This window comes from Halomonas daqiaonensis (assembly GCF_900109725.1).
In the GTDB taxonomy this organism is placed as follows: domain Bacteria; phylum Pseudomonadota; class Gammaproteobacteria; order Pseudomonadales; family Halomonadaceae; genus Halomonas; species Halomonas daqiaonensis.
This window is the reverse complement of record NZ_FOBC01000031.1, coordinates 1-22,850: the sequence shown is the minus strand read 5'-3', so window position 1 is coordinate 22,850 and position 22,850 is coordinate 1. Positions and strand designations below refer to the sequence as shown.

The 22,850-nt window shown below is 66.1% G+C and carries 21 protein-coding genes; 4 read left to right on the top strand and 17 right to left on the bottom strand.

Translation table 11 applies throughout. The features are described 5' to 3' along the window. A partial coding sequence (locus tag BMY30_RS17025; RefSeq protein ID WP_280140915.1) for a TrkA C-terminal domain-containing protein occupies nt 1-441 on the top strand: 441 nt, incomplete at its 5' end. Nucleotides 442-444: 3 nt separating this feature from the next. Here the strand turns inward: BMY30_RS17025 and BMY30_RS17020 are convergent. The 4 genes from BMY30_RS17020 to BMY30_RS17005 all read right to left on the bottom strand — a co-directional run bounded on the left by BMY30_RS17020 (nt 445) and on the right by BMY30_RS17005 (nt 4,127). After that, nucleotides 445-1,812, bottom strand: a complete 1,368-nt coding sequence (locus BMY30_RS17020; protein ID WP_089715885.1) for a TrkH family potassium uptake protein — start codon at nt 1,810-1,812, stop codon at nt 445-447. 24 nt (nt 1,813-1,836) lie between these two features. Continuing rightward, nucleotides 1,837-2,493 (bottom strand): potassium channel family protein, encoded by a 657-nt coding sequence (locus BMY30_RS17015; RefSeq protein WP_089715884.1) that lies wholly within the window; start codon nt 2,491-2,493, stop codon nt 1,837-1,839. Between the two features lie 36 nt (nt 2,494-2,529). Next, nucleotides 2,530-3,153, bottom strand: a complete 624-nt coding sequence (locus tag BMY30_RS17010) for an L-threonylcarbamoyladenylate synthase (protein WP_089715883.1) — start codon at nt 3,151-3,153, stop codon at nt 2,530-2,532. A gap of 71 nt (nt 3,154-3,224) precedes the next feature. After that, a complete protein-coding gene (locus tag BMY30_RS17005) occupies nt 3,225-4,127 on the bottom strand; it encodes a PHP domain-containing protein (protein WP_089715882.1) in 903 nt (300 codons plus the stop codon). A gap of 121 nt (nt 4,128-4,248) precedes the next feature. Between BMY30_RS17005 and BMY30_RS17000 the strand changes: the two genes are divergently transcribed. Both BMY30_RS17000 and mnmC read left to right on the top strand, forming a co-directional pair. Then, a complete protein-coding gene (locus BMY30_RS17000) occupies nt 4,249-4,548 on the top strand; it encodes a YciI family protein (RefSeq protein ID WP_089715881.1) in 300 nt (99 codons plus the stop codon). A 151-nt stretch (nt 4,549-4,699) separates the two neighbouring features. Then, nucleotides 4,700-6,763: a bifunctional tRNA (5-methylaminomethyl-2-thiouridine)(34)-methyltransferase MnmC2/FAD-dependent 5-carboxymethylaminomethyl-2-thiouridine(34) oxidoreductase MnmC1 gene (gene mnmC, locus BMY30_RS16995; protein ID WP_089715880.1), complete on the top strand. Its 2,064-nt coding sequence runs from the start codon at nt 4,700-4,702 to the stop codon at nt 6,761-6,763. Between the two features lie 15 nt (nt 6,764-6,778). Here the strand turns inward: mnmC and BMY30_RS16990 are convergent, their stop codons facing one another. The 13 genes from BMY30_RS16990 to ccmA all read right to left on the bottom strand — a co-directional run bounded on the left by BMY30_RS16990 (nt 6,779) and on the right by ccmA (nt 21,625). Then, nucleotides 6,779-7,051, bottom strand: coding sequence for a YheU family protein (locus BMY30_RS16990; RefSeq protein WP_089715879.1), 273 nt, complete (start codon nt 7,049-7,051; stop codon nt 6,779-6,781). Continuing rightward, nucleotides 7,048-9,093 carry an NAD-dependent DNA ligase LigA gene (ligA, locus tag BMY30_RS16985; protein WP_089715878.1) on the bottom strand — a complete coding sequence of 682 codons (2,046 nt, stop codon included), beginning with the start codon at nt 9,091-9,093 and terminating at the stop codon, nt 7,048-7,050. The genes BMY30_RS16990 and ligA overlap by 4 nt, the downstream gene beginning before the upstream one ends. A gap of 147 nt (nt 9,094-9,240) precedes the next feature. Continuing rightward, the gene (gene zipA, locus BMY30_RS16980; RefSeq protein ID WP_089715877.1) at nt 9,241-10,791 is read right to left on the bottom strand and encodes a cell division protein ZipA; all 1,551 of its coding nucleotides are present in this window, start codon (nt 10,789-10,791) and stop codon (nt 9,241-9,243) included. A 226-nt stretch (nt 10,792-11,017) separates the two neighbouring features. Then, a complete protein-coding gene (gene smc, locus BMY30_RS16975; protein WP_089715876.1) occupies nt 11,018-14,512 on the bottom strand; it encodes a chromosome segregation protein SMC in 3,495 nt (1,164 codons plus the stop codon). Nucleotides 14,513-14,516: 4 nt separating this feature from the next. Continuing rightward, nucleotides 14,517-15,761 (bottom strand): c-type cytochrome biogenesis protein CcmI, encoded by a 1,245-nt coding sequence (ccmI, locus tag BMY30_RS16970; protein ID WP_089715875.1) that lies wholly within the window; start codon nt 15,759-15,761, stop codon nt 14,517-14,519. Further along, on the bottom strand, nt 15,758-16,225 hold the full coding sequence (locus BMY30_RS16965; protein WP_089715874.1) for a cytochrome c-type biogenesis protein: 468 nt from the start codon (nt 16,223-16,225) through the stop codon (nt 15,758-15,760). The genes ccmI and BMY30_RS16965 overlap by 4 nt, the downstream gene beginning before the upstream one ends. Next, on the bottom strand, nt 16,216-16,743 hold the full coding sequence (locus tag BMY30_RS16960) for a DsbE family thiol:disulfide interchange protein (RefSeq protein WP_089715873.1): 528 nt from the start codon (nt 16,741-16,743) through the stop codon (nt 16,216-16,218). Before BMY30_RS16960 ends, BMY30_RS16965 begins: the two co-directional genes overlap by 10 nt. Next, complete coding sequence (locus BMY30_RS16955) at nt 16,740-18,731, bottom strand: heme lyase CcmF/NrfE family subunit (protein WP_170840175.1); 1,992 nt, start codon at nt 18,729-18,731, stop codon at nt 16,740-16,742. Before BMY30_RS16955 ends, BMY30_RS16960 begins: the two co-directional genes overlap by 4 nt. A 23-nt stretch (nt 18,732-18,754) precedes the next feature. After that, the gene (ccmE, locus tag BMY30_RS16950; RefSeq protein ID WP_089715871.1) at nt 18,755-19,270 is read right to left on the bottom strand and encodes a cytochrome c maturation protein CcmE; all 516 of its coding nucleotides are present in this window, start codon (nt 19,268-19,270) and stop codon (nt 18,755-18,757) included. Beyond that, the gene (gene ccmD / locus BMY30_RS16945; protein WP_089715870.1) at nt 19,260-19,496 is read right to left on the bottom strand and encodes a heme exporter protein CcmD; all 237 of its coding nucleotides are present in this window, start codon (nt 19,494-19,496) and stop codon (nt 19,260-19,262) included. The genes ccmE and ccmD overlap by 11 nt, the downstream gene beginning before the upstream one ends. Further along, nucleotides 19,496-20,236: a heme ABC transporter permease gene (locus BMY30_RS16940; protein ID WP_089715869.1), complete on the bottom strand. Its 741-nt coding sequence runs from the start codon at nt 20,234-20,236 to the stop codon at nt 19,496-19,498. The genes ccmD and BMY30_RS16940 overlap by 1 nt, the downstream gene beginning before the upstream one ends. 14 nt (nt 20,237-20,250) lie before the next feature. Further along, the gene (gene ccmB, locus BMY30_RS16935) at nt 20,251-20,952 is read right to left on the bottom strand and encodes a heme exporter protein CcmB (RefSeq protein ID WP_089715886.1); all 702 of its coding nucleotides are present in this window, start codon (nt 20,950-20,952) and stop codon (nt 20,251-20,253) included. A 28-nt stretch (nt 20,953-20,980) separates the two neighbouring features. After that, the gene (gene ccmA, locus BMY30_RS16930) at nt 20,981-21,625 is read right to left on the bottom strand and encodes a cytochrome c biogenesis heme-transporting ATPase CcmA (RefSeq protein ID WP_089715868.1); all 645 of its coding nucleotides are present in this window, start codon (nt 21,623-21,625) and stop codon (nt 20,981-20,983) included. Nucleotides 21,626-21,883: 258 nt separating this feature from the next. Between ccmA and BMY30_RS16925 the strand changes: the two genes are divergently transcribed. Beyond that, entirely contained in the window at nt 21,884-22,846 is a 963-nt protein-coding gene (locus BMY30_RS16925) for an IS1595-like element ISHda1 family transposase (protein ID WP_086558114.1), read from the top strand. Nucleotides 22,847-22,850 lie beyond the last annotated feature (4 nt).

Sequence of the window (22,850 nt, the reverse complement as noted above, 5' to 3'; positions counted from 1 at the left end):
ATGTCGTCGATGCTGGCCAAGCGCATGGGCGCCAAGAAGGTGCTGACGCTGATCAACAACGCCGCCTACGTGGACCTGGTGCAGGGCGGCGAGATCGACATCGCCATCTCCCCCCAGCAGGCCACCATCGGCAGCCTGCTGACCCACGTGCGGCGCGGCGACATCGTCAACGTCCACTCGCTGCGCCGCGGCGCGGCCGAAGCCATCGAGGCCATCGCCCACGGCGACACCCAGTCATCCAAGGTGGTGGGACGCACCATCGGCGAGATCGACCTGCCCCAGGGCACCACCATCGGCGCCGTGGTGCGCGGCAAGGAAGTGCTGATCGCCCATGACGACGTGGTGGTGGAGTCCGGCGATCACGTCATCCTGTTCGTGATCGACAAGCGCCGGTTGCGTGACGTGGAGCGGCTCTTCCAGGTCGGGTTGACGTTCTTCTGATGGCTAGCCGATATGGACGGTGCCCTTGGCGTACTTGAGTCCCTTGGTCTGTCGCGTGGCGATGAAGTAGCCCAGCGAGATCGGTCCTGCACGCCCCAGAAGCATGGTGACCATGATGGTCGCCTGCCCGGCCAGGGAGAGCTCGGCCGTGATACCCCGAGACAGGCCCACCGTGCCGAACGCCGAGACCGACTCGAATGCCAGGGCGAGGAAGTCCTTGCCCGGCTCGGTGATCGTGAGCACGAAGAGGCAGGTAAAGATCAGCAACATGCCGGACAGTGCGACAGCTACCGCCTTGAATACCGTCATGTCGGAGAGAGATTGGTGGAATACCGTGGGCTGAGCACCACCCCTGAAGAAGGAACGAGCCACTAGAAGCATGACCACGAAGGTGGTGACCTTTATGCCGCTGGCCGTCGAGCCGGAGCCGGCGCCGATGAACATCAGCAACATGGTCATCAGTGCCGTTGGCTCTTTCAGGGAGCCGGTATCGAGGGTGTTGAAACCGGCAGTGCGGGGCGTGACCGAATGGAACCAGGCCGCCTGCAGGCGGGCCGGAAGACTCTCCAGGCCGCCCAGCGTCGCCGGGTTGTGCCATTCGAGCAGCAGGAAAAGCAACATACCCACCAGGGCCAGCCAGAAGGTCGCGTGCAGGACGACCCTCGCGTGGAGGGAGACACGCCTTATTCGGCGTCGTTCGATCAGCTCGGCAACGACGATGAACCCCAGACCCCCGATGACGAAGAGCAGGCTGATAGTGATATTGACGATGGGGTTGGCAACATCGGCCACCAGGCTCTCGGACCAGGTCGAAAAACCGGCGTTGTTGAAGGCGGACACGGCATGGAAGAAGCTGACCCAGAGCCCCTCCGCCAGGCCGTAGCGGGGCACCCAGGCCAGAGCCAGCAGACCGGTGCCGATCACCTCCGCGACCAGCGCGAAGGCCACTACCAGCCGTACCAGGTGAAGCAGGTCCCGATACGAGGTGTAATTGAGGTTCTCCTGGATGACGCTCTGCTGGCGCAGCGGCAGTCTCATCCCCAGCAGGATCAGGGTCAGGGCGGCGAAGATCATGAAGCCGATCCCGCCGAGCTGGATGAGGCTCAGGATCACTAACTGCCCGAAGAGAGTGAACGAGGCGGTGTCGACCACTGTGAGCCCTGTCACCGTCATCGCGGAGGTGGCGGTGAAAAAGGCCTGGTGCCACGCCAGCGACTCACGGGCGGCGATCGGCAGCAGCAACAGCAGGGTACCGACGCAACTGAGCAAGACGAAGCCCAGCAGCAGGATTTCAGGGGGTGAAAGCCGGATGACGGGACCGTGAGGGAGCCGCCGTAGGGGACGCAAGAGACGCTGGCGTAAACTAGTCATGCGACCCGTCGCCCCGCGCCGGCACTAGAGCTTCTTGCCCAGGGTACGCAGGGCATCAAAGCCTCCTATCAGCACCATGTGATCCCCGGTCTCCAGCTTCAGGTCCGATCCAGGGAGACGCCAGAGCGTCTCGCCTCGCTTGAGAGCGGCCAGCGACAGCTCGAGCCGCTCGAGGTCGAGATCCTCGACCGTCTTGCACTCCGTGCAGAGCCGGTCGCTCGCCATAAGATCCACGACGAACTGGCGATCGCCGAGGTCGATGAAATCTACCGCGGTATGGTAATGCAGGCTCTCGGCCACTCGGATGCCGCTGTCGTGCTCGGGATAGATGATACGGTCAGCGCCGAGATGCTCCAGCAGCCGAAAATGCATGTCCGAATGGGCCTTGACCCATATCTCCCTGGCCCCTTGCTCGCGGGCTAGCAGGGTGCAGACCAGGCTAGCCTCGAGCCGGTCGTCGGTGTCGATGACGACGGCGTCGTACTCTTCCAGGGCGAGATCGGAGAGTGCGTTCTCGTCGGTGATGTCGGCGATGACGGCGTGGCTGAGCTGGTCAGAGAAAGCGTTCACCCTCGCCTCGTCGATGTCGACCCCCAGCACCTCATTGTGACAGCGGTGCAGCTCTTGGGCGACCGTTATGCCGAAATAACCCAGCCCCAGGATGGCAAACTTTCGTGACATGGCTTGATCCTCATCTGCACTACAGGCCGGAACGCCTCACTGGATGAAGGGCGAGACGTCGCCGCGGCCCTCGCGGAGGATCTTGGGGGGCAGGTCGCGCAGGTCGATCACACTGGTGGCGTCGAGGTGACAGGCACCACCGTCGATCACCAGGTCGAGGTGCGCGCCGAAGCGCTCGCGGATCTCCTCGGCATCGGTCATCGGCAACTCCTCCCCGACGGGGATCAGGGTGACGCTCATCAGCGGCTCGCCAAGTTCACTAAGCAGTGCCCGAGTGATGGCATGGTCCGGCACGCGTACGCCGATGGAGCGACGCTTGGGGTGAAGCAACAGCCGCGGCACCTCGGTCGTGGCGTCCAGAATGAACGTATAGGCACCCGGCGTATGGGCCTTGAGCAGGCGGAAGACGTCATTGTCCACCTTGGCGTAGGTGCCGATCTCGGAGAGATCGGAGCAGATCAAGGTGAAGTTGTGCTTGTCGTCCAGCGAGCGCAGCCACTTGATCTTCTCGATGGCCTTCTTGTCGCCCAAATGGCAGCCCAGGGCATAGCCGGAATCCGTCGGGTAGGCGATGACGCCGCCCTCGCGGATGATCTGGGTTGCCTGGTCGATCAGGCGCTTCTGGGGGTTGTCCGGATGGATCTGGAAGAACTGGCTCATGCAAGCTCCCTGTTGGATGGCCGATAGAAGGTGTCTGTCACTATAGCGCGTCGCTATCCTGCGTCCCGACCTCAGGCGGCGGCTGTGGAAGCGATACCAGCCAGTAGCGGGTGAATCCATACCGGCGGCGTGGCGGTACGCGGCACCGGACTCATGCTGCCCGGCGCCAGGTGACCGCCGGGGAAGTGAAAATCGCTTCCCACCGAGCCGTAGAGGTCGCGCTCCTGCAGTTGCCGCGCCAGGTCGCGGGTCACGTCGGGATTCTGGAAACCGCTGACCAGCTCGGCAGCCTGGCCCCCGGCGGCGGCGAAGTCATCCAGCAGCAGGCCGCGTTTGCGCCGGGTCAGCCCGTGGCGCAGCGGATGGGCCAGCACCGCGACTCCGCCGGCATCGAGAATCCAGGCCACTGCCGCGGAGAGGAAGGGCCAGTGGGCCTTGATGTCGCCGGCCTTGCCGTTGCCCAGGTGCTTCTTGAAGGCGGTGCCGATATCCGGCACCAGCCCCGCTGCGACCAGCGCCCGGGCGAAGTCCGGGCGGCCCAGCGGTCGCGCTGATCCGGCCTGCTCGCGGGCCCGTGCCAGGGCATCGCTGAGGCCGACCTTCTCGAGCCGCTCGGCGATGCGCCATGAGCGCTGCTCACGTGCCTCGGCCTGGGCCACCAGGCCCGGCACCAGCGCGCCACGCGGGCCTTCGGGCAGCAATCCCACCACATGGATGTTGCAGCCGCGCCATTGAGTGGAAAGCTCGGTACCGGGGATCAGTTGGATCCCCTCGCGGCTCGCGGCTGCCTGCGCCTTGGCAATGCCGTCCATGGTGTCATGGTCGGTGAGCGCCATATGGCTCAGCCCCCGGGCACGGCACAGCGCCACCACCTCGGCCGGCGGCAGGGTACCGTCGGAAGCCGTAGAGTGCATGTGCAGGTCGATGGTGATGGGCTCGCCCTCGAAACGCAGGGGAAGTGCTGTCATGGGCATGACGCCGGCGGGTGACTTTGTCAGAATATCGTTCCATGTTGCTTGCCCGACCGGTAACGGTCAATGCCGGGGGCCAGTCGCACTCGCGGCGCGCGCCGCCCATCACCGAGGAAGACCCGAGATGCTCTACGCCATCATCAGTGAAGATGTCGACAACAGCCTGGAGCGGCGGCTGGCCGCTCGTCCCGACCATCTGGCACGCCTCGAAGCACTGCGCGACGAGGGCCGCCTGGTGCTGGCCGGTCCTCATCCCGCCATCGACAGCAATGACCCGGGCGAGGCCGGCTTCTCCGGCAGCCTGGTAGTCGCCGAGTTCGAGGACCTGGAAGGTGCCCAGGCCTGGGCCGATGCCGATCCCTTCATCATCGCCGGCGTCTACGCCAAGGTGACCGTGAAGCCCTTCAAGAAGGTTCTCCCCTAGATCAACCACTTATCAACAGCGGGTTTCCCACAGCTACTGTGGACAAGTCTGTTGAAACGCGGCGGACGCCTTGCGCCAGAGCGGTCAGCAGGCCGCCGTGACAGAATTGATCAATTTCTGACCAGCCCGTCCCATCGCTCGGAGCCCCACCTTGACCGCTGCCCCCGATACCCTGCCCCCGCTCTCCCGCCTGGAGAGCGCCCGCCTGGAGTGGCGCCGGGAGGATGGCGGGGAGGAGACGCCCCACTCCACCACCTTCGACGATGTCTATTTCTCGCGCCATGACGGCCGCGCCGAGACCGAGCACGTCTTTCTCGCCACCAACCGGCTACCCGAGCGGTTTGCCGGATGGCAGGAGGCGCGCCCCTTCGTGATCGGCGAGACCGGGTTCGGCACCGGGCTCAACATGCTCTGTGCCTGGGCCTGCTTCGATGCCCATGCCCCACCGGCCGCCCGACTCCACCTAATCTCCACCGAGAAGTTCCCGCTGCAGCGCGACGACCTGGCCCGGGCACTCTCCGTGTGGCCAGACCTGGCCGAACGCGCTGCGCCCCTAGTCGCCCAGTGGCCCGAGGCGGTGACCGGCGTGCACCGGCTGTGGCTCGGCGCGCGCGTCACCCTGGACCTTCACCTCGGCGATACCGTCGAGCGCCTGGCACTGCTCGACGGCCGTGTGGACGCCTGGTTCCTCGATGGCTTCGCGCCCTCGAGGAACCCCGAGATGTGGCGACCCGAGCTGTTCGAGACGATGGCGGCCCGCTCGCGCCCCGGGGCGACCCTGGCCACCTTCACCTGCGCCGGAGTGGTCAAGCGTGGCCTCGCCGCCGCCGGCTTTCGCTGGCGCAAGGTGCCGGGCGTCGGGCGCAAGCGCGAGATCCTGGCCGGCGAGATCGCCGAGTCCGCCGCGGATCGCCGTCGCGAAGGCACACCCTGGTTCTCGCCCCCGGCCCCGCGCCGCGCCGGCCACGTTACGGTGATCGGCGCCGGCCTCGCCGGCGCCAGCACCGCCGCCGCCCTGGCGCGACGCGGCGTGAGGGTCACCCTGATCGACCGTGAGGGGCCCGGTAGCGGCGGCTCCGGCAACGCCCAGGGGGCGCTCTACGTCAAGCTCGCCGTCGACACCAACCTCCAGAGCCGGGTCTATCTCGCCGGCCTGTTCCATAGCCATCGCTGGCTCGAGGCCCTCGACCCGCAGCAGGAGCTGTGGCGCCCTTGCGGCGTGCTGCAGCTGGCCATGAGCGAGAAGGAGCAGGCCCGCCAGGCGCGCTTCCTGGCCCATCATCCCTTGCCGGAAAGCGTGGTAAGGGATGTGACGGCGAACGAGGCATCTCAATTGGCCGGTACGCCGATCGATTACGACGGGCTGGAATACCCCCAGGCGGGCTGGGTGCGACCGGCCACTCTCTGCGCCCGGCTCACTGCCACCCCGGGGGTGAGTTTTCGACAAGCGGAAGTGGTGGACATGACACGGCAGGGGGACGGCTGGTCGCTGGCGCTGGCCGACGGCGAGCACCTGGCTGCCGACCAGGTGGTGGTCGCCAATGCGACGCTGGCCAACCGCTTTGCTCAGACCGCGAGGATCCCGCTGCAGCCGGTACGCGGCCAGGTCAGCCGACTGACTCTGCCCCGGGGCGCGCCCGCGCTCGAACGGGTCATCTGCGCGGGCGGCTATGTGTCACCGGCGCTGGACGGCGTGCTCACCTTCGGCGCCAGCTTCGTGCCCCGCGATACGGACACCGGGATTCGCGACGCTGACCACGCGGACAACCTGGCAGAGCTCGAGGCCACCCTGCCCGCCTTCGTGGCCGCCTTGCGCGAGGCGGGAGCACGGCTCGACCCGAGCAACCTGGAAGGGCGAGCCGCGGTGCGTGCCGCCAGCCCCGACAAGTCCCCCTATGCCGGCCCGGTACCCGACGCCGAGGCCTGGCTGAACGACTATGCGGGACTGGCCAAGGACGCCACTCAGGTACCTGAGACACCAGGCCGCCACCATACGGGGCTGTGGATCAGCACCGCTCACGGCTCGCGGGGCCTGGCCAGCGCACCGCTGTGCGCGGAGCTAATCGCCTCCATGATCTGCGACGAACCGCTGCCCCTGGAACAACCGCTGGTGGACCACCTGCATCCGGGGCGGCGGCTGATCCGCGACCTGATACAAGGGAAGCATGAGTCAGCATCAGCGAGAGGCACAGGGAGCCAGGACAAACGCAGATAGCAGCATTGCTCCGCTCTATCCCTCTTCCTCGTCATCGGCCAGGTCGCGGCCGAAGGCGCGCCATTGGGCCAGGGTCATCACCTCGGTGGACTCGGTCTCCAGGTCATGGGCAATCAGCAGCTCGCCACGCTCGAGCTGGGCCTTGAGCTGGGCGACCCAGCCACGCATGCCATCAGAGGTATCGGTGGTGTCGTAGCCCTGGCGGGTAACGAAGGCCTCCAACAGCGCGTCCAGGGTCTCGCCCGGCAGCATGCGGTAAGGAACCTCGATAAAGCGGTCGCCGTTCATGAGTCGCTCGCTCCCTTTTCCCACTTGCCCAGCCGCTCGAGGAAGGTCGCCTCGTCGATGACCTCGACGCCCATCTGCTCGGCCTTCTCCAGCTTGCTGCCGGCGGCCTCGCCGGCCACCACGCAGGCGGTCTTGCGGGAGACGCTACCCGCCACCTTGGCCCCCAGGGCCTGGAGCCGCGCCTTGCCCTCGTCGCGGGTCATGCTCTCCAGGGTGCCGGTGAGTACCCAGCTCTGGCCGGCCAGCGGCTGCGGGCGCTCGCCGACCTCCTCCTCTTTCCAGCTCAGCCCGCAGGCGATCAGGTCGTCGATGGTCTCGCGGTTATGGGGCTGGCGAAAGAAGGTATGCACATGGGCGGCAACGACGGGACCCACGTCCTCCACGGCTTCCAGCGTCTCGATATCGGCCTCCATGAGCGCCTCCAGGCGACCGAAATGACGCGCCAGGTTGACGGCCGTGGCCTCCCCCACCTCACGGATACCCAGGGCGAAGATGAAACGCGCCAGGGTGGTCTTCTTGGCCTTTTCCAGTGCCGCTACCAGATTCTCGGAGGACTTCTTGCCCATGCGCGGCAACTCGGCGAGGCGCTCGGCTTCAAGGCGGAAGAGGTCAGCCGGGGTACGGACCCAGTCACGCTCGACCAGTTGGTCGATCAACTTGTCGCCCAGGCCATCGATGTCCAGCGCCCGCCGGGAGGCGAGGTGCTTCAGGGCCTCCTTGCGCTGGGCGGGACAGTAGAGCCCTCCGGAGCAGCGCGCCACCACCTCGCCCTCCAGGTGCTCGATATCCGAGCCACAGGCCGGGCAGTGTTCGGGGAACTCGATTACCCGGGCATCGGCCGGACGATACTCCTCCAGCACCCTGATCACCTGAGGAATGACGTCGCCGGCCCGGCGGATCGCCACGGTATCGCCGATCATCACGCCGAGTCGGTCGATCTCGTCGGCATTGTGCAGGGTGGCATTGGCAACGGTGACTCCGGCCACCGAGACCGGCTCGAGCCGAGCCACCGGGGTGATCGCCCCGGTGCGACCGACCTGGAATTCCACGTCGTTGAGTCGGGTAGTCTCCTCCTGGGCGGGAAACTTGAAGGCGATGGCCCAGCGCGGGGCGCGTGCCACGAAGCCGAGCTCGCGCTGCAGGCGCAGGTTGTCGATCTTGATCACAACACCGTCGATGTCGTAGCCGAGGCCGTCTCGCTTCTCGCCGAGCCGCCGGCAGTAGTCGATGATGCCCTCGGCCCCCTCGACCACCGCCAGTTCCTGGCTGGTGCGAAAACCATAGTCACCGAGCCGGGCCATCAGTTGGCTGTGACTGGCATCACCCTGCTCCGGCTCGATGCGCGCCACCTGGTAGGCGCTGAACTCCAGCGGGCGTGTCGCAGTGACCCTGGGGTCGAGCTGGCGCAGGCTGCCGGCGGCAGCGTTGCGCGGGTTGGCAAACACCTTGCCGTCGGACTCTCGAGCCCGCTCATTCAAGGCCTCGAAGCCTTGATGGCTCATGATCACCTCGCCGCGCACCTCAAGCAGCTCGGGCGGGGCGTCACCGCGCAGCCTCAGCGGGATGGAGCGCAGGGTGCGCAGGTTCGAGGTGATCCCTTCACCGGTGCGGCCATCGCCGCGAGTGGCACCACTGACCAGCATGCCCTGCTCGAAGACCAGCGATACGGCAGCACCATCGAGCTTGGGCTCGCAGCAGAAGGCCAGCGGTTCGCCATGGGCCTCCAGACGGTCGGCGACGCGCCTGACGAAGGCCTTGATCTCCTCCTCGTTGGAGGCGTTGTCCAGGGAGAGCATGGGTACCGCATGCTCGACCTCGGGGAAACCGGCATCCGGCGCAGCTCCCACCCGCTGGGTCGGCGAGTCGGGGGTCACCAGGTCGGGATAGGCGTCCTCGAGCTCCTGCAGGCGGCGGAGACGGCGATCATAGTCGGCGTCGGTGAGCCGGGGCTCATCGAGGACGTAGTAGCGGTAGTTGGCATCGTCGAGCTCGGCACGCAGGTGCGTTACCTCGTCGAGGATCTGCGGGTCGGCTTGGGTCATGGCTTCCTTGGTCTGATGATTGCGTGAAAGCTCAAAGATCGAAGCCAAGCATCATTTCGTATCCCCGCTAACAGAACAACCCCATGGATTCATGGGGTTGTTCCTCTTACGGCTTACAGCTTCGAGCTTAGCGCTTACCGATTGTGGTCAATTCACCTGATAGCGGTTGAGGCGATTGCGACGCTCGAACTCCTGGACCCGCTGACGGGCGAACTCCACGGTCTGGGCGGTCATCACGCTCTGGTTCTCGTCCTTCAGCTCGCCGCCGAGGTGGCGAACGATGACCATGGCGGTCTCGACCATCGCCTCGAAGGCGGCGGAGGTATCGCTGGCACCCGGCAACGGCATCAACAGGGTGATGCCTGGAGTCTGGAAGTTATCCATGGCCTCGATGGGGAAGGATCCGGGCTTGACCACGTTGACCATGGAGAACTGCAGACGGCTATCGGGATCTTCGGTCTCGAAGCGATGGAAGATGCCCATGCCACGTGCGTAGCGCAAGCCGCAAGCCAGCATCAGATCGAGCAGTGCCGTGCCGGAGAAGCCTTCCTCGTCACGGGCCAACACGCTGATGACGATGATCTCGTCGGCCTGGCTCAGGGTCTTGCGGGCATGCTTGGCGTTGACGTCGTGGCGCAGGGCCCTTTCCAACACCGGGTGGGTGCGCACCACGTCGTCGCGCGGGGGCAGGTCGTTGCTCGACGCGTCTTCCGCCACCGTATCGACCGGCGCCCCCATGTCTTCTGACACCTGCTCCTCTGATGCCTTTGCCTCGGCCTCGCGGCGACGTGTTTCGGCCTCAAGGAGGACGGCCTTCTTCTCGTCCTCGGCCTGCCGACGACGCGCCGCCTCGCGGGCGGCCTCCTCGGTACGTTCCTGTTCGCGACGAGCTTTCTCGCTGCGCTTGTGCTCGCGCCGCTCGCTGAGGGACTTCTGCAGGGAGGCCCCGAAGCGCTGCATGGAGGAACCGACCCGCTTCGAATTGCTCTTCAGGGAGTCACCCATGCCTTCCAGGTCGACCAGGCGATAGCGCTCCTCATCGGTGTAGGCGTCATGATCCTCGGGATCGGCCGTCAGCGGCTGGGTATCGTGCGGCGCGGCACCAGCATCCGTGGCCGTCTCGTCCAGGCCCTCCAGGCTGGAGAGCCCGGGCTCGCGGCGCTCGTCGGCATCTGCGCTTCCTGCTCGACCTTTACGATCGGGCCCTGCATCCTCTGCCGCCGCATCCCGGGGGGTGGAGGCATGACCAGCATGCTCGGGCTCGGGAGTAGCGTCGTGATGTGCCTTGACCTCCTGCGCCGCGGCAACGGGACGGACGACGCTAGGCTCGCGCTCGTCGCTGCTTTCGGCTGACCGACGGCCGACAGCTGGCTCGACGCCTTCTGCCTGTGCATGCCGCCGAAACTCCGCCAGCACCCGCGAAGGGCCGGGGTGCTCCTGGCGCTGCAGCTTGGGCATGGGATGTACCCCACGTTCGTCCGCCGGTCTGACGACCCGCGCCCCTCCATTGGGCAGTTCCCAGTTGATTTCGGCCACGCGAGCCACCTCTTCGGGGTCCTCGTCGGGCCCCAGAGCGTCGTGCCCGGCCTGGTCAAGGCGCGGAACACTGCGCTGGCGCTGTAGGCGGCGTACGCCGTCGATGACGATCAATGTCACCAGCGCCAGCCCTAGTATGATCAGCCACTCTCTTAGTTCCATGGGTCGTCATGCCTTTTGCTAAGGCGCCATGCCTGATGGTTGTCCGTCAACAGCATAGCGCGATTGCCAAAAAAAGGGCCACTTTTTTTATTTGTCAAGTCCGGCATTTTACTGCCGTAACCCGACCGGGCCCTTCGCAATCGCCCTTCAGTTTCCCTGTGCTTCCGTGCAACGCAGTATTCATTGTCACCCTTGTTAACCCGTTTTCCGTTCACGTTCAAGCCCGTCAGGCCTCGGCCAGCGCCGCGGCCTCCTCAACACCGACCGACACCAGGCGAGACACACCGGGTTCCTGCATGGTCACACCCATCAAGCGTTCCGACGCCTCCATGGCGATCTTGTTGTGGGTGATATAGATGAACTGGACGGTGTCGGACATCTCTTTCACCAGCTTCGCATAGCGCCCCACATTGGCATCATCCAGCGGTGCATCGACCTCATCGAGCATACAGAAGGGCGCTGGATTGAGCTGGAAGATGGCAAATACCATCGACAGTGCGGTGAGGGCCTTTTCCCCACCGGAGAGCAGGTGAATGGTGCTGTTCTTCTTGCCGGGAGGACGCGCCATGATGGCCACTCCGGTTTCCAGCAAATCCTCGCCGGTAAGGGTCAACCACGCGGTTCCCCCACCGAATACCCGCGGAAAAAGTGCCTGCAGGCCGGCATTGACTCGCTCGAAGGTGTCGCGAAATCGCGTCCGGGTTTCTTGATCGATGCGCCGGATGGCCCGGTCCAGGGTCTCCAGTGCCTCGCTGAGCTCAGCGTGCTGGGCCTCGAGGTAGTCTCGCCGCTCGGCCTGTTGGTCGTACTCCTCGATGGCCGCCAGGTTGATGGCCCCGAGCCGGCGGATGCGTTCACCGATCTCCTCCAGCCGGGACTGCCAGGCAGACTCGGTGGCATCTGGATCGAGGGAATCGGTCAGGCTCGCGGCGTCGTGGTTTAGCTCAGCGAGCTGCTCGTCATGGGCCTCGGCCTTGAGGGACAGGGCCTGGACCTGCATGCGTGCCTCCTGGAGGCGTTCGCGAATACCCTCGAGGCTGCGCTCGTGGCCCTGGCGGGCCTGTTCGTCCTCGCGCAGCCGCTCGACCAGCTCGGCGGCACGGGCACGGGTCTCGTTGAGCACCCGCTCCTCGCGCTCGCGCCGATCCAGCAGTTCATCGAGCTGCTCACGACGCTCCTCGTCGGGCTCATGGAGTCCTTCGCGTGCTTCCTCGAGCTCGGCACAGCGCAGTACCAGGCGCTCTCGCGCCTCGCCGGCACGGCCCAGCTGTTCGGCCAGGCCGCTGCGTTCGGTGGCGGTCCGCTCCTGCTCCAAGGCCAGACGCTGGGCCTGCTCGGCCAGGGGCCGCTGCCGCGCCCGCAGCGCAGCCAGCGTCTCGCGGGCCTCGCGACGCTCTCGCTCGAGACGCTCGCGGGTCTCGACTCCCTCCTCGAGCCGGGCCATCGCCGCCTGCCACTGCTCGCGGGATTCCTCGAGGGCCAGCAGTGCCTCCTCGCGGGACTCGGCCAGGCCCTCGAGCTCTTCGGCAAGTTCAGCGGCACGCCCTTCCAGGTGTTCGAGGCGTGTGGCCAGCCCGCTCTCCTGCACGGCCAGCTGCTGGCGCTGCTGGTCTAGCTCGCGCTCCTCAAGCCGCGCCTGCTCCAGGTCCGCCTCGGCCTGCTCGACCCGCGCCGCGGCTTCCTCGAGATGACGCGCCTTATCGGCGAGACGTGCTTCCACCTCGGCCAGTTCATCACGCACCTCCGCCTCGCGGCGACGGCTGACCAGCAGGGCATCCGGCCCGGTGCCAACGCCACGATGGCGCACCCAGCCGGCTCCCAGCCAGAGGCCGTCGGGAGTGATCAGGCTCTCCCCCGGCCCCAGATACTCGCGGGCCGACCAGGCCGACTCAGAGTCCCCGACGCAGCGGATACCGGCCAGCCATTGGCCGGCCGCTCCGGCACCGCGCACCCGTGCCGCCAGGCTGTCGGCCGGACCGGGCAACTCGTCGGCTTCGAGCAGGCCGACTTCGGCGGCTGGCGGCGAGGCCAGGGCCTCGCGCGCACTGGGCAGTGGTGCCAGTCGTGCCCGCAGCCAGGGCGCCAGCACCCAGGAGATCGCCTCCTCCCAGCCGGTCTCGACCTCGAGGCTTTCGCCGAGACGGGGGTGTTGAGCCAGGCCGTGCTCGGCCAGGTGCGCATCCAGCGCCTCGTCGTGATCGGCCAGGGCCGCCTCGATCAGTGCTTCCAGCGAGGCCAGCTCCCCCTGCAGGGTGCTGCGCCGCTGGCGGTCGGCCTCGCGGGCCGCCTCAGCCTCACGTACCTGCTCACGGGAATTGTCTCGGCTGGCCTGGTGCTCGCCCCGGCGCGCCTCGAGCTCGGCCAGGCGTTCCTCCAGCTCGGCATGCTGTTCGGCCAGTTCGCGGCGCTGCTCACCCAGGCCGGCGATGTCGGGGAGCTCGTCATGCTGCTGGCGGCGACGCCGCTCGTCGGCGTCCAGTCGCTCGAGCCGACCCTCCAGGTCGCGCAGCCGGTCCTGGGCACGTTCCGCCTCGCGACTCTGTTCCTGCCAGCGCTCGCCGAAGCTCTCCCAGGCGGCATCGGCCTCCTCGGCACGAGGCTCGGCCTCCTCCAGGGCGGCCTCCAGCTCGGCGAGCTGTTCCGCCACCTCCTCCTGTTCCGGCCCCAGGGTCTCGAGGCGCTCATCGAGGCGGGCCAGGCGTTCGTCGTCGTCGTCGCCCAGGCGGGCGAGCTCGGTGAGCTCGCGCCGGGCGGCCTCGAGGTCGCGGGCAAGTTGCTGGTCCCGGGCCCGGGTGTGCTCCAGATCCTGCTCCAGGCGGGCGATGGCGGTGGTGGTCTCGAAGAAGCTCGATTGCCGGCCGTCGAGTTCGGTGGCCAAGCGGTCATGCTCGGTACGAGCCTCCTCAAGGCGACTCTCGGCCTGACGCATGCCCAATACCTCTCGTTCCACGGCCGTCTCCAGCTCGCGGACACGGGTCTCCTCTTCCGTCTGGCTGGCTCGCAGGGCGCGACCGCGCAGCAGGGCAAGCTCGCCCTTGAGGCGATGCTCCTCCTGCTTGAGGGTCTGGTAGCGACGCGCCGCTTCTGCCTGCCGCTTGAGCCGTTCGAGCTGCTTGTCGAGCTCCTCGCGGATGTCCTCCAGGCGCTCCAGGTTCTCCTGGGTGCGCCGCATGCGATTCTCCGTCTCGCGGCGACGCTCCTTGTACTTGGAGATACCGGCGGCCTCCTCGAGGGTCGCACGCAGCTCCTCGGGTCGTGCCTCGATCAGGCGCGAGATCATGCCCTGGCCGATGATGGCGTAGGAGCGCGGCCCCAGGCCGGTGCCCAGAAAAAGATCGGCGATGTCGCGACGACGGCACTTCTGGCCGTTGAAGAAATAGCTGGACTGGGCGTCCCGGGTGACCTGGCGCTTGACGGCAATCTCGGCGTACTGGGCATAGGCGCCGCCCATGGCGCCGTCACGGTTGTCGAAATGCAGCTCGATGGAGGCCAGCCCCACCGGCTTGCGACCGGTGGAGCCGTTGAAGATCACGTCGGTCATCGACTCGCCGCGCAGGGTCTTGGCCGACGACTCGCCCATGACCCAGCGCACCGCGTCGATGATGTTGGACTTGCCGCAGCCGTTGGGCCCCACGATGGCGGTCATGTTGCCGTCGAAGGGCACGCTGACCGGGTCGACGAAGGACTTGAACCCCACCAGGCGGATCGACGTGAGGCGCATCGGCTTACTCGACGACCCGGTCGATTACCACCTCGACGGGCCCACCTTCGATATCGCCCACCGTCACCCCCTCGAGGGTACCGAACAGGTCGCCGGGCTGGGGCGTGGCCTGACCACTCTCGGAGACACGCACCATCAGCCGCGCACGCTCCACCTGGGATATCCGTGCCTGGGGGGACATGGAACGGGAATCGTCTAGTACCAGCGTAGTCGGCAGCTCTCCCAGTCGGGTCTGGGCCACGGCCAGCGGCGGCAGTTCTCCCGCGAGGTCCCGAGCCACCACAAAGACGGTAGCATCCTCATCGAGCCGACCGGTGAGATCGTCATCCAGGCGAACCCTGACGGCGATACCGGGGCCCTCGGCGCCGGCCTGCTCGGCCTCAGCGGGGTCGATCCCCAGGCGCTGCTGGGCGACGCGAATGCCCTGACGCAGGGCGTCCGCGGTGTTGGGGTCGTCCATCCCGGCGATGGCCCGGCGCCAGCGGTCGATGGCGGCCTCGTAGTCGCCGTTATCGAAGGCATTGATACCGAGCATGCCAAGCACCGTGGGTTGGCTGGAGTCCATCGCCAGCACCTCGTCGACCAGCGCCTGGACCTCGCCGGTCATCTCGCGCCCGGCGGCGAAGTAGCGGATCTGGGCCAGCTCGGCCAGCAACCAGGGCTGGCGCCCCTCGAGCTCGATCAGCCGCTCCAGCGCGCGGGTGGCTTCGGCGACCCGACCGCTGTCGCGGTAGAGCGGGAACAACGCTCGCCAGACGTTGGGGTTGTCGGGCTGGCGGGCAGCCTGACCCTCCAGCCGCTCGACCAGCACCGGCAGCGACGCCTCGGGGTCATTCATCACCTGTTGCTGGACCGTATACAGGGTGAGGTCCCCCTCGGCACCCTCCTGGAGATACCAGAAGACGCTGGCCAGCACGACGGCCACCATCACCACCGGCACCGCCAGCTTGCCGGAAGTGGCCGACTTCAGCGGCCCACGTTCCAGGCGTTCGGTATCCTCGAGCAGGCTGCGCTCGAGCTCGAGGCGATCCTCCTCGAAGCGCGACGAGTCGATGTCACCACGCTCCCGGGCAGCTTCCAGCGAGGCCAGCCGGCGGTGGTAGATGGCAAGGTTCTGTTCGGTCGTGCGGTCATTGGCTTCGAAGTCACGCTGGGCGTCACGCACGGAGGCGGCACGCCGCAGAGGGGCCACTAGCAGCCACAGGGCCGGCAGCAGCAGGACGGCAAGGGCGATCCAGAGCAGGGTCATTCGGTCCTCTCGCGTTTGATCAGGTCATCCAGGCGCGCCCGCTCCTCGGGGCTCAGGTCGCGGACCGAGGTACGCCGACGGGCACGCACCATCAGGACCACCACCAGGGCGCCAAGCAGCACCAGGCCAACGGGGAGCCCCCACAACAACAGGGTGCGTCCCTCGAGGCGGGGATTGTAGAGCACATAGTCACCGAAACGGCTGACCATGAAGTCGAGGATCTCCTTGTCGGAACGGCCGTCCTGGAGCTGGAGATAGACGCGATCGCGCATATCGCCGGCAATGGGCGACTCGGAGTCGTCGATGGCCTGGTTCTCGCACTTGGGGCAGCGCAGGGCTGCGGTGAGGTCGCGGTAACGCTGCTCGGTGACCGGGTCATCGAACTTGCGCACTTCCACCGCCGCCTGGCCCAGGATGGGCCACAGCAGGAAAGCGCAAAGCATCAGTCGCAAAATCAGCGCCATTTTTCCACCTCCGGGAGTATCGTGTCGCGCACGTCCTCCGGCCGGATATAGCCGGTGTGGTGATAGCGGATGATGCCGTCACGATCGACCAGGAAGGTCTCCGGGGCACCGTAGACGCCCAGATCGAAGCCCAGGCTGCCCTCCGGGTCGAAGATGTTGACCTCGAAGGGGTTGCCGAATTCGGCGAGGAACTCACGCCCCTTCTCGCGGGTGTCCTTGTAGTCGACACCCACCAGGCGCACGCCACGATCGGCGAGGTCGAGCAGTTGGGGCATCTCCTGCTTGCAGGTCGGACACCATTCGCCCCAGACGTTGACCAGGGTGACTTCGCCCTCGAAAAGCGAGGCGTCCACCGTCCGCTCGGGATCCTCGAGGGTGGTCAACTCGAAGGCGGGGAATTCCCGGGCCATCAACGCCGAGTCACGGTCGAAGGGGTTGATCGATAGCCCCATATAGAGAAAGGCACCCAGCACCAGAAAACCGAGCAGCGGCAGCAGCAGCAGCAGGCGACGCTTCATGTCGTGGCCTCCCGCGGCTCGGCGATGACGGCACGCTCCGGGTCGCGAGCCGTCACCACGCGACGGTAGCGCCGATCTGCCACTGCCAGTACGCCACCGGCGGCCATCAGCAGCGCTCCCAGCCACAGCCAGCGTACGAACGGCTTGTGCTGGATGCGCATGGCCCAGCTACCGTCCTCCAGGTCCTCGCCCATGGCCACGTAGAGATCACGGAACAGGCCGGGGCTAAGCGCGACCTGGGTCATCGGCATGCCGCGGGCGAGGTAAAGGCGCTTCTCGGGGGTCATGGTGAAGCTGCGCTGGCTGTCGCCGCGGCGCACCTCGATCTCGGCGGTATCCGCCAGGTAGTTGGGTCCCCGACGATTGGCGAGTTCGGTCATGGTGAAGGTGTAGCCGGCCACCTCGGCGCTGTCGCCCACGCCCATGCGCACGTTGCGCTCGATGGCGTAGTTGGAGACCACGGTGACGCCGATGATGGTCACCGCGATGCCCAGGTGGCCGAGGATCATGCCCCAGTAGGCCAGCGAGAGGCGCTTGAGGCCGGCCACGCGGCCGGCGGAGTGGCGGGACTTGGCCCAGAGGTCGCGCGCCATGGGCAGCACGATCCACAGCGCCACCACTACCCCCAGACTCACCTTGAGGTTCCACTCCCCGCGATAGAGCAGCGGAGCGACCGCGCCGATCACCAGGGCCGCCAGGCCGGCGAGCCAACTGCGCTGGAGGAGGTCGCGGACCGGCGTATACTTCCAGCGTGCCAGCGGACCCAGCCCCATGAACAGGCAGAGCACCACCGTCAACGGCACGAAGAGCGCATTGAAGTAGGGCGGACCCACGCTGATCTTGCCCAGGTTCAGGGCATCGAGCAGCAGCGGGTAGACCGTGCCGAGCAGCACCGTGACGGTAATGATCACCAGCAGGATGTTGTTGATCAGCAGCAGGGCGTCACGCGACAGCCAGCTGAACCCCACCTGATGACTGACGCGCGGGGCGCGCAGCGCAAACAGCAACAGCGACAGCCCCACGGTGATGCCCAGCAGCACCAGGATGAAGAGCCCGCGAGAAGGGTCGTTGGCGAAGGCATGTACCGAGGTGAGCACGCCCGAGCGCACCAGGAAGGTACCCATCAGCGACAGCGAGAAGGTGGAGATTGCCAGCAGTACCGTCCAGCTCTTGAAGGCGCCGCGCTTCTCGGTCACCGCCAGGGAGTGGATCAACGCCGTGCCGGCCAGCCAGGGCAGCAGCGAGGCGTTCTCGACCGGGTCCCAGAACCACCAGCCACCCCAGCCCAGCTCGTAGTAGGCCCACCAGCTGCCCAGGGCGATGCCCACGGTAAGAAAGGCCCAGGCGATGTTGGTCCACGGCCGTGCCCAGCGAGTCCAGGCCGCATCCAGACGCCCGCCCAGCAGGGCGGCGATGGCGAAGGCGAAGACCACCGAGAAGCCCACGTACCCCATGTAGAGCATCGGAGGGTGGACGATCAGGCCGAAGTCCTGAAGCAGCGGGTTGAGGTCGGCACCGTCTTGGGGGACGTTGGGCAGGAGGCGCTCGAAGGGATTGGAGGTAATCAACACGAAGGCCAGGAAGCCGACGCTGACCAGCCCCATCACGCCCATCACTCGGGCCAGCATGTCACGGGGCAGATCCCGCGAAAAGCGGCTCACCGCAAAGCTCCAGGCGGCCAGGATCAGGCTCCACAGCAACACCGACCCCTCGTGATTGCCCCACACCGCGCTGGCCTTGTAATACCAGGGCAGCATGGTGTTCGAGTTGTTGGCTACGTTGGCCACGCTGAAATCGTCCAGCAGGTAGCTGGCGGTCAGGCAGGCATAGGCGATGGCCAGGAAGAGGAACTGGCCGGTGGCCATGGGGCGCGCATAGGCCATCCACAGCGGGCGGCGTGTGGCCGCCCCGGCGAGGGGCATCACCCCCTGGACCAGTGCCATCAGCAGGGCAATGATCAGGGCGTAGTGGCCGATCTCGGGGATCATCAGTATCTGCATGGGGTCTCCGCTCAGTTGCTCCGGCCATCGCCGCTGTCTTTCGCCTGGGCGTCCATCTTTTTGCCCACCTCCTCGGCCTTCGCCTGGTAGTCCTCCGGCGCATAGCCGGCCTCCTCCAGCGCCTGGGCCACCTCGGGGGGCATGTAGTTCTCATCGTGGCGCGCCAGCACCTGGTCGGCCCGCAGCCAGCCACCCTGCTGAAGCTGGCCGACCACCACCACGCCCTGCCCCTCGCGGAACAGGTCGGGCAGGATGCCGCTATAGCGCACCTCGAGCTCGTCGACATAGTCGGTGACGGTGAACGTCACCTCGAGGCTCTGCTTGTCGCGATCCACCGAGCCCGCCTTGACCATGCCGCCAGCGCGGATCTGGCGCTCCAGCGGGGCATCCCCGGCGGCGATCTGCACCGGGCTGAAGAAGAGGTTGATGTTGCTGCGCAGGGCATAGAGGGTCAGGCCCACGGCGATGGCCGCCAGCGAGACCAGCCCCAAGACCACGAACAATTTCTGCTTGCGTTTAGCTCTCACGGGCGTGGCCCTCTTGATGTGAAACCGGAGTCGTAGCGCCTCCCGATGCGCCGTGGTGCTGCTCGCGACGCACGCGGCGCCGCAGGTGCCGCAGCAGCGCTCGGCGCTCGGCGTGGGCATGGAGCACCACGCCCAGCAGCAGCAGCGCGGTGACGCCCCAGGCCGCCCAGACGTAGACACCATGGCCACCCATGGCCAGGAAGCCCGACAGGGAATCGAACGCCATCAGCTCACCTCCCCGGCCAGCTCACGCACCCAGCGCTTGCTCGATTCACGACGCAGGATCTCGCTACGGGTGCGCATCAGGGTCAGTGCGATGAAGAAGCAATAGAAGCCCAGCACCATGATCAGCAGCGGCGCCCACATCTCCATGGGCATGGCCGGACGCGAGGTGACGCTGAAGGTGGCCGGCTGGTGCAGGGTGTACCACCAGTCCACCGAATACTTGATGATGGGGATGTTGATCACGCCGACCATGGCCAGCACCGAGGCCGCCCGGGAGGCACTGTCACGGCTGGAGAAGGCGCCGCGCAGGGCGATGACGCCGAAATACAGGAACAGCAGGATGAGCATCGAGGTGAGGCGCGCATCCCACATCCACCAGGTGCCCCAGGTCGGCACGCCCCAGACGGCGCCGGAGAACAGCGCCACGAAGGTCATGGCGGCGCCAAGCGGGGCCATCATTGCCGCCGCCATGTCGGCGATCTTGATCTTCCAGACCATGAAGATGAAGCCGGCCACCGCCATGCTGACGAAGATCGACTGGGCCAGGAAGGCCGCCGGCACGTGCACATAGATGATGCGGAAGCTGTTGCCCTGCTGGTAGTCGGCGGGGGCGAAGGCCAGCCCCCAGGCGCTGCCAACCAGGATCAGCACCGCCGCCGCCACCCAGAACCAGGGCTGCAGCCGCGCGCTGATGGCGTAGAACCACTTGGGTGACCCGAGCTTGTGTATGAAGGCCCACATGCCGATTGTCGTCCTCAACCGTTGATACTGATGCGCAGTGACGCCGCGATCGCCCAGGGGGCGAGGCTCAGCGCCACTGCCAGGAGCGCACCCAGGATGGCCAGGTGCGCCGAGACGCCATCGCCGAGGATGGCTGCCTGCACGGCCCCGGCGCCGAAGATCAGCACCGGGATATACAGGGGCAGCACCAGCAGCGAGAGCAATACGCCGCCCCGCGAGAGCCCCACGGTCAGTGCCGCCCCGATGGCACCGATCAAGCTCAAGCTTGCACTGCCCAGTGCCAGCGACAGCGCCAGCACCGCATAGCTGCCCGCCGGTAGCGACAGCATGATGCCCAGCAGCGGTGCCATCAGCGCCAGCGGCAGGCCGGTGAGAAGCCAGTGCACCGCCACCTTGGCCAGTGCCAGCGCCGGCAGCGGCTGGGGCGCAAGCAGCAACTGCTCCAGGGAGCCGTCGTCGAAATCGCTGCGAAACAGGCTGTCCAGGGACAGCAGCGCCGCGAGCAGGGCCGCCACCCACAGCAGACCCGGCGCAATGATCGCCAGCAGTTCCGGATCCGGCGAGATGCCGATCGGGAACAGGGTGATCACCAGGGCGAAGAACACCAACGGGTTGAGCACCTCGCTGCGCCGGCGCATCAGCAGCACCAGGTCACGCTTCAGCGTCGCCCGGACTGCGACCCCGGCGCCGCCCTCGGGTTCCCGGAACAAGGGCATGTCACCCTGTTCCTGTGCCAGGCGAGAGTCAAAATGCGGCATCGTCGGCTCCCTGTCCCAACCGGACGCGCCGCAGCGCCGGAGAGTCGGCCAACTCGTGGTGGGTAGTGACCAGTACGCAGCCGCCGCGCCGGGCATGGGCCACCAGGCGCGCCTCGAGGTCCGCTACGCCTTCGCGGTCGATGGCGGTAAAGGGCTCGTCGAGCACCCAGAGCGGCCGCGGGATCAGCTCCAGCCGGGCCAGGGCCACCCGACGCTGCTGGCCGGCGGAAAGCTGGCCGGCGGGCAGGTCCTCGAAGCCGGCGAGCCCCACGGCCGCAAGCGCCGCGAAGCGCGCGGCCTCGTCGTCGGGCTCACCCGCCAATGCCTGGTACCAGGCAAGATTCTCCAGTGGCGTCAGCGCCGCCTTGACCCCCGGCGAATGGCCCAGATAGAGCAGGTTGGCCAGGAAGTCCTGGCGCGTGCGCCGCATGGGGTGATCGTTCCAGTAGAGCTCTCCCTGGAAGTCGGCCAACTGTCCGGAAAGGATCTTCAGCAGGGTGGTCTTGCCGCTGCCGTTGGGGCCTTCCACACGCACGATCTCGCCGGCATGGATGTCCAGATCCAGATCGCGAAACAGCCAACGATCGTCCCGCTCACAGGCCAGCTTTCGGGCTTGCAGACGCAGGCTCAAGGCACTCTCCCGGGGTGGGGTATTTCGCCCGGAACTCTACACGGAAAGGGCCCTGGCTACCAGCCGATAGGGCTGCGTCAGCCGGTCACACTTGCCCTGGATCAAGGCTTGCGTGGACAACTGTCCCTTGCCAGATTCAGGCTCGCTGCTATGCTCCTGTAATACTGTATGTATCGGGCTATGTTGGTATCTGTTGTTGGCGTGCTTTAAAAATACTGTATAAACTACTGTATATCCAGTTTTCCTCTGGGGCACGCCATGAATCAATCAGACCTCAAAGCCCTCGAACAGACACTGACTCGCCTCCCTGACCATCTCAAGAAATACCTGGCAGATCAGATTCTTGGGCAAATAAGCTCCCAAGCGAACACCTTGCTCGACACCGCGAGACCTCACCTTCCCTGCCCACACTGTGGCGCTGAATACCCTGCAAAGTGGGGGCGCAGCGGTGGCCTGCAGCGGTATCGCTGCCGGAATCCCGATTGTCGCAAGACCTTCAATGCCCTCACAGGTACGCCCCTGGCCAAACTGCAGCACCGCGACAAGTGGTTTGATTACCTGCGCTGCATGCGAGACAGTCTGACGTTACGTGTCTCGGCGGCCCGAGTGGGCATCGATTTGAAGACGGCCTTCCGCTGGCGACATCGCTTCCTGAAAACGAGCGCTCAAGACAACGCCAACCCACTATCCGGCATCATCGAGGTAGACGAAACCTTCTTCCTGGAGTCCTGCAAAGGAAAGCGTAATCTCACGCACCGCAAACCTCGAAGGCGCGGCGGGCAAGGCGATATGAAGAAAAAAGGGCAAAAGATTCAGGTTCTTATTGCGCGAGACCGTAACGGAAAGATCAGTGACTTGGTCGATCCGGCGCTCAAGAAATCCACTGTTCATGAATTCTTGGCACCGATCATCGATCGTGACTCGATTTTATGTTCGGACGGGCACAGCTGGTATAAAACCTTCTCTGCCGACCATGGCATTGCTCATCATCGACTGATCACACTCGACAATCAGCGAGTGCTTGGCAAGGAATACCACATTCAGAACGTAAACAGCTATATGAGCCGTTTGAAGGGCTGGATGACGCGCTTTCATGGGGTGGGGACCGAGTACTTACCCAATTACCTGGCATGGCGACGGTTGTTTGAAACCGCGAAGCCAGCAGAGGAAGCGTGGTTTCGCAAGGCGATAGGCGCAGACCAACAACAGATACCAACATAGCCAT